Raw genomic sequence first — 12,187 nt, 5'->3', positions numbered from 1 at the left:
TCGGATAGCCCTTGCTGAACTCGGCCAACCGCGGCGCCAGCCATTTCTCGCCGAAGGAAGGACTGACGCGCAGGCTAAGCTGGAAGCTTTCGCGCTGCCGCACAATGGCATTACGCACCTCGCGTATGGATTCGAAAGCCTGGGTCGTGGTCTGGAAGAGCCGCTCACCGTCGATCGTGAGCGAGAGATGGCGCTTTTCGCGCTGAAAAAGCCGCACCCCGAGTTGGTGTTCGAGCAGCCGCAGCTGCTGGCTAACCGCCGAAGGTGTCACCTGCAATTCCTGAGCGGCCTTTGCCACGCCGCCGAGCCGCGCGACTGCCTCGAAATGCGTCATCGAATTGAACTTGATGTCTGACCTCGTCCTCGTCAGTTAAGCTCAGCTACACAGAATGTTAAGAAACGAAAATTGAGCCGAATGTCAATCGGTCGCACACTGGTCCCGGAAGGAGATACAGGATGGAGCCGAGTTCAACCCAAAGCTTGGGTAGCGCCGGCAACGTGCCGGGAGTTGGACAGGTATTGACCAGGAAGCCCCTGATCGAAGCTGCCAATATCGAGAAGAGTTATGACGCAACCCGTGTCCTGCGGGGTGTGAGTTTTCAGGTCCGGGCCGACGAAATCCACGCGCCCCTGGGCGGCAACGGCGCCGGCAAAAGCACTCTCATCCGCATCGTCACAGGGCTGACCTCACGCGAAGCCGGCGAGATTGGCTTCGCCTCGTCGAAGGCCGACCACAACAGCCCGATCATCGCGGTGGTGCATCAGGAGCTGGCGCTGTTGCCCGAGCTGTCCGGTCGCGGAAAACATCGGCATTGTGCATGCGAGGTCGGGCTGGTGGCAGATCAGCCGTCGCCGCACGCGCGAAACTGCGCTCGGAGCGCTCCAGCTGATCGACCCAGCGATCGGCGAAGCGATCATCGATAATGCCGGCACGCAAATTGTCCCTCCACGAAGGCCAGATCGTCCAGCTCGCTCGTCCCCTTTCCACCGGAGCCGAAGTGCTGCTTCTCGATCCCGGCGATCCGGTTGGGGAAACGCGCTGGCTGCAGGAGATCGCCAACAAGCGAGGCTTTCCGCATGGCATCGTCGGCTATGCCGACCTGTCCCAACCCGACGTCGGCGACCTCCTCGACCGCCACATGGAATATCCGAACTTCCGCGGCATGCGGCAGCCGATGAATTATCATCCCGACCCCGCCAAGACCTATCTGGCGCGGCCGGAGGTCAGTCGTACGCCCGAATGGCGGCGCGGCTTCCGGGAGCTGGCGAAGCGCGGGCTGAGCTTCGACCCGCAGCTCTACTATCCGCAGATGAGCGAGTTCCTCGAACTGGCGCGCGACTTTCCCGACGTGCAGATCATTCTCAATCGCATGCAGGTCGACGGCGCCGAGCATTTTGGCGCCTGGAAAAAAGGCATGCGCCAGTTAGCGCAAGCGCCGAACGTCGCCTGGATCTCGGGCCTCGGCATGGGCGACTGGACTTGGACCACGTTCTCGATCCGTCCTTATGTCGAGGAGGCGATCGCAGCCTTCGGCGTCGGCCGCTCGATGTTCGCGACGAACTTCCCCGTCGACAAGCTGTTCTCGAGCTTCGACGCCATTTTGAACGCCTTCAAGGAAATTACGATCGCCCACCCGCACGAGGAGCGGCTCGCGCTGTTCCATGACAACGCAGCCCGGTTCTACCGACTTTAGATCACCGGCAAACAGAAATAGCAGGAGAGTTCGACTTGTTGCTGAAGGGCAAGGCCGTGGTGATTTCGGGGGCCGCGGGCCCCCGGGGAATTGGCCGCTCCACGGCAGCGCTGATGGTACAGCACGGGGCTCGCGTTGCAATACTCGACCTCGATGACGGGCAAGCGCGTGACGCCGCTGCGTCGCTTGGACCCGACCATATCGGCCTTGCGTGCAACGTCGCGGACCTCGACGCCTGCAAGAGGGCGGCGGCGCAAGTGACAGAAACCTTGGGCAGGATCGATGTGCTCTGCAACAATGCGGGCGTCACGCAGCCGGTCAAGACGCTGGAGATCAGCGCGGCTGACTGGGACCGCATCCTCGATGTCAACCTACGCGGCGTGCTCCATCTCAGCCAGGCATTCATCCCGAACATGCGCGAAAATGGCGGCGGCTCGATCATCTGCATGTCGTCAGTTTCGGCCCAGCGCGGCGGCGGCATCTTCGGTGGCCCGCACTATTCGGCTGCCAAGGCGGGTGTTCTGGGGCTTGCCAAGGCCATGGCGCGCGAATTCGGTCCCGAAGGCATCCGCGTCAACTGCATCACACCGGGCCTGATCCAGACCGACATCACCGGCGGCAAACTGACCAACGCCATGCGCGCCGACATCATCAAGGGAATCCCGCTCAGCCGGCTGGGCGAGGCGCGCGACGTAGCCGGCGCCTATCTCTTCCTGGCTTCCGATCTGGCCAGCTACATCACCGGCGCCGTGATCGATGTCAACGGTGGGATGCTAATCCATGGCTGAGTGGACAACGGAGCTTGAGATGCCTCGCGCTGGCAGCAATGTCAGCCTGGCCGAACGAGCCTATCGTATCCGCCGACACGCCGTGCGGATGGGTCAAGTCCAGGGCCAAGGTTATGTCGGACAGGCGCTGGGTGTCGCCGACGTGCTTGCCGTCGCCTATTTCCATGCGCTTCGTTACCGGCCGGAGGACACGTTGTGGGAGGGACGCGACCGCTTCCTGCTGTCGATCGGACACTATGCGATCGCGCTCTACGCGGCTCTGATCGAAGCGGGCGTGCTGCCGGAGGAAGAGCTCGAAACCTATGGCAGCGATGAAAGCCGTATGCCGATGTCCGGCATGGCGCCATACACGCCCGGCATGGAGATCACCGGCGGCTCGCTCGGTCACGGCCTTGGCATTGCCGTTGGCATGTGCATGGGGCTGATGCGCAAGCGAAGCGACAGTTTCGTCTACAATCTTTTGTCCGACGGCGAGCTCGGTGAGGGCTCGACCTGGGAAGCCGCGATGTCGGCCGCCCACCACAAGCTCGACAATCTCATTGCCATTGTCGACGTCAACAATCAGCAGGCCGATGGTCCGTCGACGGCCATGCTCTCCTCCGAACCGGTGACCGACAAGTTCGAGGCGTTCGGCTGGCATGCGCAGCGCGTCGACGGCAACGACATCGAGGCGGTCCGCAAGGCCTTCGACATGGCGCGCGGCCTGAAGGAACCTCGTCCGCGTGTGATCGTTTGCGATACGCGCATGGCCAAGGGTGTGCCATTCCTGGAAACCCGCGACATCACGCATTTCATCCGCGTCGAACCGCACGAATGGACGTTAGCGCTCGAAGCTTTGGAAAAGGGACGTCCGCGTTGAGGTTGTCAAAGTTCGCGCCGCGCCACGCCGCCAATGCCGGTGAGCGCAAGACCACATCGGCGATGATCGCGTCGATCGCGCCCGATGGCGTACCGACACGCAATGCGCCGTTCGGGCACACACTGGCCAGACTGGCGCACCAGCGGCCCGGGATAGTTGGCCTGACGGCGGACCTCGCGAAATACACCGATCTCCATGTCTTCGCACAGGAGCATCCGGACCGCTTCTATCAGATGGGCATGGCGGAGCAGGTGCTGATGAGCGCCGCCGCCGGCTTGGCGCGGGAGGGTTTTACGCCCTTCGCCACCACCTACGCCGTCTTCGCATCGCGACGTGCCTACGATTTCATCTGCATGGCGATCGCCGAGGAGAAACTCAATGTGAAGATCGTCTGCGCCTTACCGGGGCTGACGACCGGCTACGGCCCCAGCCACCAGGCGACGGAGGACATCGCGATCTTCCGCGGGATGCCGAACCTGACGATCATCGACCCTTGCGACGCGCTCGACATCGAACAGGCCACGGAGGCGATCGCGGACTACAACGGGCCGGTCTACATGCGGCTTTCGCGCGGTAAGGTTCCTGTCGTGCTCGACGAAGACGACTATACATTTGAAATCGGCAAGGCGCGAATGCTGCGCGAGGGCGCGGACGTATTGTTCATTTCCAGCGGCCTGATGACCATGCGCGCGCTGGAGGCCGCGAAGGCGCTTGAAGCCGACAGGATCGGCTGCGCCGTTCTGCACGTTCCGACGATCAAACCTCTGGATACGGAGGCGATACTCGCTGCCGCGCGCCGTTCGGGACGGCTGGTGGTGGCGGCGGAGAACCACACCATCATTGGTGGCCTTGGCGAAGGCGTTGCCGCGCTGCTGATGCGCGAGAGAGTGACCCCAGTCTTTCGCCAGATCGCCCTGCCCGACGAGTTCCTCGACGCTGGCGCGCTGCCGACGCTTCACGATCGCTACGGGATCTCAACTTCCGAGCTCGTGCGCCGCGTCCGCATTTGGAGCGAATGAGAAGTAAGAGCTCTCCCCACACAACAGTTGAGTCATCGACCTTGACCTTGCCCCTCTTATCTAATCCGGTTTGAAGTTCGTTCTGGCCCATCGAGAGGACCAGGACATGAAACGTAGCCGCTTCTCTGAAGAAGCAGATCATCGGAATTTTGAAGGAACATGAGGCCGGGGTATCGGTTGCCGATCTGTGCCGCAAGCACGGGGTCAGCGACGCCTCGATTTACAACTGGAAGGCCCGCTTCGGCGGGATGGATGTCTGCGAGGCTCGGCGACTGAAGGCTCTGGAGGACGAGAACACGCGGCTGAAGCGGCTTCTGGCCGACGCCATGCTCGACAATGCCGCGTTGAAGGATCTTGTGGGAAAGAAATGGTGACGCCCGCGGCCAAGCGGAAACCTTTCCAGCGACCAGATCGATCAACTTCAACGCCGACTGCAACGGACCAGGCGATCAAGGAAAGGTGCATCATGAAGCATTCGCGGAGCCGACAATAGCCGACGCCATTCTCGACCGGATCATCCACAACGCCCATCGCATCACCCTCGAAGGCGACAGCATGAGAAAGCAAAAAACACCGCCGCCCTTGACCGGCGCCGAAAACGGCGAAATCAATCGCAAATGACTTCAACCAGGCAACCGAGCGCCGACTCCATCCTGCTGTCCGCGAATTAGTGAAACTGCTGTCCGCGATTTAGCGGGACGACTGTCCCGTTTTTGCGAAATACGCACGTCCGACGCAGCTTGCGTTGACAGAGGCGGTTTTACGCGCAGTTGCAATAGCACTTCCGCCGGCCTATTTTTGTGGAGTTCAATTGTGCTTCGGCCAAGGGCGCTTTGGGCGCCGGACCGGCCCCGTGTAAACCTCATTAAAGAGAGACGAACCCTGCCATGGAAGAATTCTTATCGCGCATCGCCACTGGTGCCGGCATCGGCCCGGCTCTCGCAGAGAAGGCCGTTGGGTTAATGCTGGGTTTCCTGCAACGCCACGCGGCCGACGGTCCCGTTGCGCGCATGATCGCGGCCATTCCCGGAGCTTCGGAATTAGTGGCGAAGTATCATGGCAACGACCCAGAGGGCGGAGGCGGCCTCATGGGGCTCGGCCAGCAATTGATGAGTGAGGGTCTCAGCATTCTAAAGATCGCCGCCATCGCCAACGAGACGATCGCCTTCGCCAAGGAACATGCCGGCGACGAACTCGTGGACGAGGTCCTCAATTCCGTTCCTGGCCTTCCCCAGTTCGTCTGATCAGCGGCAGCCGGGGCGCATGACCTCGTGCGCCCGTGCCGGCCCGTCTGCGCAGGTAGGCATTCTCCGCCGAGCGCTCCGTACCGATCTCGCCAGACCACCAACCGCCGGGCACGCGAAGCGAGCGTTGGAGTACTTCATTCGTCTCTCCCAAAATCGACCGCAGGCGAACCGATGTGTATAACTTCCGGCGGTAAGGGTTTATCGTGAACGCTTTCGATGAAGCCCGCGAGATAAGCAAACGTATTGTATTTCTCAAGAACCAACCGCTTCGCCTCTTGTATTGCGCCGCGACGCTCCTTCCAGAGGTCCGAGTCGATGATTTCTTGAATTTTTTGGATTACGTTCTTGTCCTCTGGGTCAATCAGAACCATTGAGTCGGAAGGGAAGAACCTCGTGATTGCCGGGCTGCCGTAATAGATCGGCATTGTTTCAGCAACGAAGCAGTCCATAAGCTTCTCGGTAAAATAGTAATCAGCACGAGTATTCTCGAAAGCTATACTGTAACGGTACGGTGCGAGTGCGTCCCATTTATCTCCAATCAGCCGAAAACCTCGGCCGAACAGGTCAAAATCGAGCTCCTCTCTCAGCCGTTCCAGAAACGCCAGCCGATATCGATGCCCTTTAAGCAGGGCGATGTTACTGGTAATCCATGAGAGCCGAAGCGGCTTGTCCACGACTTCGCTGACCAGAAGTTGGTCATATGTCTTTGTTACAGACCAAGACCGAGTGATAGGTGGAGACAAAACGAATCGGCGCTCTGCATTCTGCCGAGCAGCCAGCTCTGCGTCAGACGTCAGGACGATGGTATTTTTCCCCTGCCCTTCATGAAATGCGCGATGAGCTTTCGTCGGCGGTTCGCCGATTGCAAAAATTGTCCTGTTTGGACTCGCCTCGATATCAACAGGGAGCCCAAAAATAGAAGCAGAGTTAAAGACAATATGCCAATCGGGCGCGAAGGATGTCCTGCGTACAAAAGCGACATTGTTCCAGATTCCACTGCCCTTTGGAGTGAGATGGTGGATTGCATCATCCAAAACGCCCCAAGAATCCAGACATGTAGCAACAATGGGCGCCGGACGTTCCGTCAACAATTTGGTCGACAAAGCAGTTCCACCCCATTCACTTCCGTTGGACCGGGAGCAACTCGTGCATCGGGCGCAAGACCTCTCTGCGCCTGAAATAGCTCGCGATCCTGATCGGTATCAAACACACGATTCTGTGCGACTTCGCGATTCTGTGCGACTTCGCGCCATTCGACAACTCATCTCTAAGACCGCGGGAATCCCTTCACTCGTGAAGGTACTCAATCGCCATTTCGGATTGCGGTAAGATTGAGCAGCATAAACCTTCCGGGACCCGCTGTCGAGGCAATTGTCGCTTTGCACCTAACCAGGTTCTTCCTCACTTTGTGTGGTGATCAGGCCGGTTGAGTGGCAGCATGCGTGCCCTCTAAAATATGGAAGTTGACTACATTCTTATTATTAATCGGGATATACGACCAGTTTAGAGGCGGCTCGCCTCTCACAGGCGACGTTTGCAGCGGCGACGGCAGATCGAGATATTGGCGGGTTGATGCTGGGGCTTTGTCCGAAATCTGTGGTCCGATTTCGGACGAAGTGACGGTCAAGATGTCCGAAATATGCTACGAATTTCGGACAAGCTTCACACACAAAGCGCCGCGGCTTTGCCCGACATCATCGATATCGTCATGCAGATGGGCGATGCCGACCTAGCCTCGTCCCCTCCCCTTCCAGCCATTGCCAATCCCAGCCTGCCTGCGCAGCTTGAGGCGCTCGCCGGCCGCGCGCGCGATTATATCGAGGCGGCGAGTTCGGCCAACACGCGCCGCGCCTACGCAGCCGACTGGAAGCATTTTTCGAGCTGGTGCCGGCGCCAAGGCATCGAGATGTTCCCGCCCGATCCTGAGGTCGTCGGGCTCTATATCGCCGCCTGCGCGTCAGGTACGGCCACTGGCGACAAAAGGCCCAACACCGTTTCAACCATCGAGCGCCGGCTTTCGTCGCTCTCCTGGAATTTTGCCCAGCGCGGCCAGCCGCTGGACCGCAAGGACCGGCATATCGCCACGGTGATGGCTGGCGTTCGCAACACCCACGCGTCCCCTCCCCGGCAGAAGGAAGCGATCCTGCCCGAGGATCTGATCGCATGTGCGAGACCCTCGACCGCGGCACGCTGCGTGGTCTGCGCGACCGCGCCATGCTGCTTTTGGGTTTCGCCGGCCGCCTTCGCCGATCCGAAATCGTCGGCCTCGACGTCGGCAGGGATCAGACCGAGGACGGGCGCGGCTGGGTCGAGATTTTTGCCGATAAGGGTCTGCTTGTCACATTGCGCGGCAAAACCGGCTGGCGCGAGGTCGAAATCGGCCGCGGCTCCTCCGACGCCACCTGCCCTGTGGTCGCTCTGCAGACCTGGCTAAGACTGGCGCGCATTGCGCACGGACCGCTGTTTCGGCGCGTTGCTGGTCAAGGCAGAGCCGTCGGTGCCGATCGCTTGAACGACCAGGAGGTCGCACGCCTGGTCAAGCGCACGGCGCTCGCCGCCGGCGTGCGCGGCGATCTGTCGGAGGGCGAACGGGCCAAGAAATTCGCCGGCCACTCACTGCGCGCCGGCCTCGCCTCGTCGGCCGAGGTCGACGAACGCTATGTGCAAAAACAGCTCGGCCATGCCTCCGCGGAGATGACGCGAAATTATCAGCGCCGGCGATCGTTTCCGCGTAAATCTCACCAAGGCGTCCGGGCTCTGATGCCCCCGTTTTGTCCGCTGGGATGAGGCGGTCAGATCTCAGGCGATAACAATTACCTCATCGAGCACAGCGAGCGCTGTGTCCAGACTATCGGCGGCCGACGCTTCGTAGTCAGGCATGATCATCAACTGCGTTATGGCACGGCCCACAAATTCCGGGTTTAGCTTTTCCAACCGATCCTTGGTCCGGGAGACCTGTTCCGGGAATGCGCGCAGATTGAAGCGAACAAATGACGAGGTCTCTTATCCCCGACACGAATAGCTCGCGATCTCATCGGGATTTCCCTTACCGCCATAGGCAGCTTGAGTGGGATAAGCGCAGATCGGCTGGTGCTTGCCGGGGAATGCCTTGCTGCCAGCCGCGAGAGAATCCGGAGCCTTGTCTTGGTTTATCCAGCCCTCGATGGCGGCCAAAGGATCAAAGTCGTCGAAGGCTTGGCCATCGCCGCAGTGGGTCATCCCCGGGATTATGAACATGCGCACGAAACGGCGAGTCGCTTCCAAATCGCCGCCGCTTGTGACCTCGACGACTTGCTTGTACCAGCGCACCAGATCGTTGGCTGAGAAGACCGGATCGGAAAGTCCCTGGAACAAGAGCAGCTTTCCACCGTGGGCAGCGAAGCTGGCGAGATACGTGCCGGTCGCATCATTGAGCTTGGCCGTATCCGCAACGCGTGCCGGATCCTTGTCGAAGTCGAACTTCAGGGGGTCAAAATTCGGCGCCGGGGGCGTCATGAAGTAGTATTGAAGCGAGCGGGCTCCCAGAACGATGTTATTTGCATCCGACTGGGAAGTGGGGGAATTGCCCAGCTTCCACATTCTCCAGTCCGCGCCCGCAACGCCCGTATCATATGGCCAATCGCTGTAAAGCTTTTCGCCATCGGAGCTTTCCGGACCCGCGAACGCGCGGCTCATGGCCTGCACTTGACCAGCCGTGAGGCAGCTGTCCGTCTTATCGCCTTGGCAGGACAGGACCTTTGGGTCGAACCGGCACTGCTGCCAGGCGTTGATGACGCCATCCTCAATGCCATCGCGGGCATCACAGGCAGCGAGAACCGCCTTGGCGACGATGTTCAGATCCTGCTGGGAGAAGGCGCGGGATAGAATAGGATGGCCGGCCTCATCCTTGGGAGCGATGCTCATGTACTGGCGAGTATCCCAGGCTTCGGCAATGTTGGCGGCACTGAGACGAAAACCCGGGCTACCTGCAACAATGCCGTCGAACTCGAGCGGATATCGCTGAGCCGCTATCAACGCCTCACGACCGCCATTCGAGCATCCCATGAACACCGACTTTTTCGGAGCCGCCCCATAGAACTTGGCAATCACCTGCTTCGAGACCGAAGTGACTTTGCCAATGGAGGCGTACGCAAAATCAATGCGTGCGGCTTGATCGACCCCGAAAGCCGGATCGGGGCTTGGGTGCCCGCCATCCATGCTTACAACAGTGTAGCCGCGCAAGAGCCCGGGAGCCGCGGTCGAGTTCCGGCAAGGAATGGTCCCGACGGCCGGCGCCAGGAAGCCATCAACTGCGCCGCCGCCCTGGAAAAGGAACATGTCGTTCCAGGTCGTCGGAAGACGCACCTCAAACCGGGTGCCATATGATTGACCATCGACCCCCTGGCGTTTCCCGATAACACCTCGGACAAGGCAGTGCCCGCCCACTTTTACCGCCTGAGGCGAGGCGCCGGTGAATGCAGTGAAGGGATCTGCGGGGATCTCCTGCGGCTTTTGAAGGCTAGCCTCGGTAAAGATCACGCTTGGAATTTTGAGCTTGGCGATGGACCGGCACGCCTGATCCGACGCGTTTGCCGCCAGTGCAGGCGCACATACACATATGATCGCCAACATCAGTGCCAGCGTGCACCCGCGGTCCCGCAGCTTGAGCCCGTTAGCCAAGAACATACCCATCCTCCCTGGATGCGCCCGATAGCCCGAAAGCTGATCGCATTGGTAGCTAGTTGTGAGCTTTCAGTAGGTTGTCCATCCGGTCCGAACCGGGAAAGCTGAGATTGTCGAAGCTTCAGTGACTCCAGGGGGACCGGATGAACATCCATAAGAATACCGGTCTGACGCCGCTCGGTCGAGAGCGGATTTTTTGCGCCTGGGCGCGCCGGCAGCACCTCGAGGTGTTGCCGCCTGATCCGCAGACCGTCGGCCTCTCCATGTGCATCCAGAAAGGTTACAGGAGACAAGAAACCAAACTCTGTGGCGACGATCGAGCGCCGTCTCTCCTCCCTGGCGTGGAATTATACGCAGCGTGGCGAGCCGCTCGATCGAAAGGACCGCCATATCGCCACCGTGCCCGCCGGCATCCGTAACAGCCACGCAAAACCGTCTGTGCAGAATGAGACCATACTTCCCGAAGACCTGATCGCCATGCTGGAGACGGTGCTCCGCAAGACCCATCAGGTCGCCCCAGGCCAGAGCAACCGGCTCGTCCCCGGGGAGGACGAAACGGTCGACCACTCCGCTTGTTCGACTTGTGTTCGGGCGACTATCCCGGCTTCTATGCATCGCGCTTCGGCGCGGCGAGCTTTGTCCAACGCGCCAAGCCTTTGAACCGAATCGCTGTAGACGGAAGTCGCGGCGAGCTTCGCGTTGTTGATCGGAGCATCGAACCAGGCGTCGTATCCGCGGTATCCACCCCATCGTCTGTCGCGCAATCTGTTGGCGAGCGCGTCCTCAGCCGTTCGATCGCGGCCGTCTTTGCCGCAAACTATTATATGGCGGCCGCCGATGCCATTCGGGCGCGCAATATCTCAGGGGTTGAAGGATCGTCGATCAGTTTTCCGATGTCTTGGCGGGCCGCGATGATCTGCACATGCCCCTGCAAAGATTGCGCGTAGTAGGAAATACTGGTGCAACTGGTCACCCCAGGCGTCAGGATAATCGTAGAACCAATCGAACGAATGCACGCATCGCGGTTTGCCTACAGCACTGCTCTCCTGTCCCGATAGCGCAAATTCGCGGTTACCTCCGGCCACGAACAGTCGGACCAATTTTATTTGTAGGTTAGACCTTCGTCCTCGGCAAGATTGGCCAAGCGATGACTCGCTGCTGAATTGCCGGCCCGCGCGTGATGAGCGCGAAGGCGTCAGGTGCCCCCGCCGTCAAGACTCAAGCCGCAACGCAATCAGGCGGGAGTGCCTTCCGCTAGGTGGGGATGGACTGGCCGCCGAAGTCAGAAGCAGCAAGCCTGGAGCATAATGGAAGACCTCGACCATGTGAAGCAGGCCGTGAAGGGCGACCTAGCCTATTTGCAGCCACCTGCTCAAAGCCGCGACATGAAGCCAGCCGCCAGCCTGCTAGTCGACAGCAACCGTTCAGCTTGCTGCCGCCGACCGCTTGAAAACGATGGTCACCTTCGTTCCTTTGTTGGCGCTGGACTCGACAGCTAGCTGCGCCTTGGCGTTCTCGGTCAGCGATCGCGCGATCAGCGCTCCGAGCTTGCCTGGCTTGGGCCACACCTCGCCTTCCGGCAGGCCGATTCCGTCGTCCGCCACTATAACCCGGCAGCCGTCGCCATCGACGACGCTGTGCAGTGTTATCGTGCCGCCGTCGCGCCCCCGGAACGCATGCTTTAGTGAATTGGTCAGCAATTCGTTGACGACCAGTCCCGCCGGCATGGCGACGTTTATTGACACGGGATATGTATCCACCTTCATATCCAGGCGGATTCCCTCGACCGCATGCGAGCTCATGACCGCGGACGCGATCTGGCTGAGATAGACGCCAAGGTCGACCTCCTCCTTCGGCTCGTCGGCCGTTAGCGTCTGGTAGAGGATCGCCAGAGCGTCGACGCGACCGGCGAGCCGCT

The 12,187-nt window shown here is 60.3% G+C and carries 12 protein-coding genes and 4 pseudogenes; 10 read left to right on the top strand and 6 right to left on the bottom strand.

Annotation, left to right across the window (positions count from 1 at the left end; translation table 11 throughout):
• On the bottom strand, positions 1–334 hold a 334-nt coding region (locus tag NKJ84_RS32170), incomplete at its 3' end, for a LysR family transcriptional regulator (protein WP_352509882.1).
• 122 nt (positions 335–456) lie between these two features.
• On the opposite strand from NKJ84_RS32170, the gene NKJ84_RS32165 reads away from it, so the two are divergent.
• The 8 genes and pseudogenes from NKJ84_RS32165 to NKJ84_RS32130 all read left to right on the top strand — a co-directional run bounded on the left by NKJ84_RS32165 (position 457) and on the right by NKJ84_RS32130 (position 5,604).
• Complete coding sequence (locus tag NKJ84_RS32165; protein ID WP_352509881.1) at positions 457–924, top strand: ATP-binding cassette domain-containing protein; 468 nt, start codon at positions 457–459, stop codon at positions 922–924.
• On the top strand, positions 924–1,694 hold the full coding sequence (locus NKJ84_RS32160; RefSeq protein WP_352509880.1) for an amidohydrolase family protein: 771 nt from the start codon (positions 924–926) through the stop codon (positions 1,692–1,694). The genes NKJ84_RS32165 and NKJ84_RS32160 overlap by 1 nt, the downstream gene beginning before the upstream one ends.
• A 35-nt stretch (positions 1,695–1,729) precedes the next feature.
• On the top strand, positions 1,730–2,482 hold the full coding sequence (locus NKJ84_RS32155; RefSeq protein WP_352453729.1) for an SDR family NAD(P)-dependent oxidoreductase: 753 nt from the start codon (positions 1,730–1,732) through the stop codon (positions 2,480–2,482).
• Positions 2,483–2,501: 19 nt separating this feature from the next.
• Positions 2,502–3,341 carry a transketolase gene (locus NKJ84_RS32150; RefSeq protein WP_352509879.1) on the top strand — a complete coding sequence of 280 codons (840 nt, stop codon included), beginning with the start codon at positions 2,502–2,504 and terminating at the stop codon, positions 3,339–3,341.
• Entirely contained in the window at positions 3,338–4,360 is a 1,023-nt protein-coding gene (locus NKJ84_RS32145; RefSeq protein WP_502895560.1) for a transketolase family protein, read from the top strand. The genes NKJ84_RS32150 and NKJ84_RS32145 overlap by 4 nt, the downstream gene beginning before the upstream one ends.
• Positions 4,361–4,466: 106 nt before the next feature.
• Positions 4,467–4,754, top strand: a pseudogene (locus tag NKJ84_RS32140) (transposase); the annotation flags it as partial.
• Positions 4,755–4,825: 71 nt separating this feature from the next.
• Positions 4,826–4,981 (top strand): annotated as a pseudogene (locus NKJ84_RS32135) (ATP-binding protein); the annotation flags it as partial.
• Positions 4,982–5,247: 266 nt separating this feature from the next.
• Complete coding sequence (locus NKJ84_RS32130) at positions 5,248–5,604, top strand: hypothetical protein (RefSeq protein ID WP_352453730.1); 357 nt, start codon at positions 5,248–5,250, stop codon at positions 5,602–5,604.
• Between the two features lie 137 nt (positions 5,605–5,741).
• Here the strand turns inward: NKJ84_RS32130 and NKJ84_RS32125 are convergent, their stop codons facing one another.
• A complete protein-coding gene (locus NKJ84_RS32125) occupies positions 5,742–6,710 on the bottom strand; it encodes a glycosyltransferase family 10 domain-containing protein (protein WP_352493678.1) in 969 nt (322 codons plus the stop codon).
• A 536-nt stretch (positions 6,711–7,246) separates the two neighbouring features.
• On the opposite strand from NKJ84_RS32125, the pseudogene NKJ84_RS32120 reads away from it, so the two are divergent.
• Positions 7,247–8,368: pseudogene (locus NKJ84_RS32120) on the top strand (site-specific integrase).
• A 242-nt stretch (positions 8,369–8,610) separates the two neighbouring features.
• Here NKJ84_RS32120 and NKJ84_RS32115 read toward each other — a convergent pair.
• Positions 8,611–10,272, bottom strand: coding sequence for a tannase/feruloyl esterase family alpha/beta hydrolase (locus NKJ84_RS32115; RefSeq protein ID WP_352509878.1), 1,662 nt, complete (start codon positions 10,270–10,272; stop codon positions 8,611–8,613).
• A gap of 191 nt (positions 10,273–10,463) precedes the next feature.
• Between NKJ84_RS32115 and NKJ84_RS32110 the strand changes: the two are divergent.
• Positions 10,464–10,773: pseudogene (locus tag NKJ84_RS32110) on the top strand (integrase); the annotation flags it as partial.
• 2 nt (positions 10,774–10,775) lie between these two features.
• Here NKJ84_RS32110 and NKJ84_RS32105 read toward each other — a convergent pair.
• The 3 genes from NKJ84_RS32105 to NKJ84_RS32095 all read right to left on the bottom strand — a co-directional run.
• Positions 10,776–11,033, bottom strand: a complete 258-nt coding sequence (locus tag NKJ84_RS32105; protein ID WP_352453904.1) for an aminopeptidase — start codon at positions 11,031–11,033, stop codon at positions 10,776–10,778.
• Positions 11,034–11,089: 56 nt separating this feature from the next.
• Positions 11,090–11,242 (bottom strand): aminopeptidase, encoded by a 153-nt coding sequence (locus NKJ84_RS32100; RefSeq protein ID WP_352453905.1) that lies wholly within the window; start codon positions 11,240–11,242, stop codon positions 11,090–11,092.
• A 451-nt stretch (positions 11,243–11,693) separates the two neighbouring features.
• The coding region (locus NKJ84_RS32095; protein ID WP_352509877.1) for an ATP-binding protein at positions 11,694–12,187 on the bottom strand (494 nt) is incomplete at its 5' end.

The sequence above is a fragment of the Mesorhizobium sp. M0048 genome (assembly GCF_040323405.1).
Taxonomy (GTDB): domain Bacteria; phylum Pseudomonadota; class Alphaproteobacteria; order Rhizobiales; family Rhizobiaceae; genus Mesorhizobium.
This window is presented reverse-complemented; position numbering and strand designations above follow the sequence as displayed.

Bases quoted from the DNA above. Each gene is read 5' to 3' on its own strand.
- NKJ84_RS32115 (WP_352509878.1), bottom strand. From the start codon at position 10,272: ATGTTCTTGGCTAACGGGCTCAAGCTGCGGGACCGCGGGTGCACGCTG.
- NKJ84_RS32165 (WP_352509881.1), top strand. From the start codon at position 457: ATGGAGCCGAGTTCAACCCAAAGCTTGGGTAGCGCCGGCAACGTGCCG.
- NKJ84_RS32150 (WP_352509879.1), top strand. From the start codon at position 2,502: ATGCCTCGCGCTGGCAGCAATGTCAGCCTGGCCGAACGAGCCTATCGT.
- NKJ84_RS32160 (WP_352509880.1), top strand. From the start codon at position 924: ATGCCGGCACGCAAATTGTCCCTCCACGAAGGCCAGATCGTCCAGCTC.
- NKJ84_RS32130 (WP_352453730.1), top strand. From the start codon at position 5,248: ATGGAAGAATTCTTATCGCGCATCGCCACTGGTGCCGGCATCGGCCCG.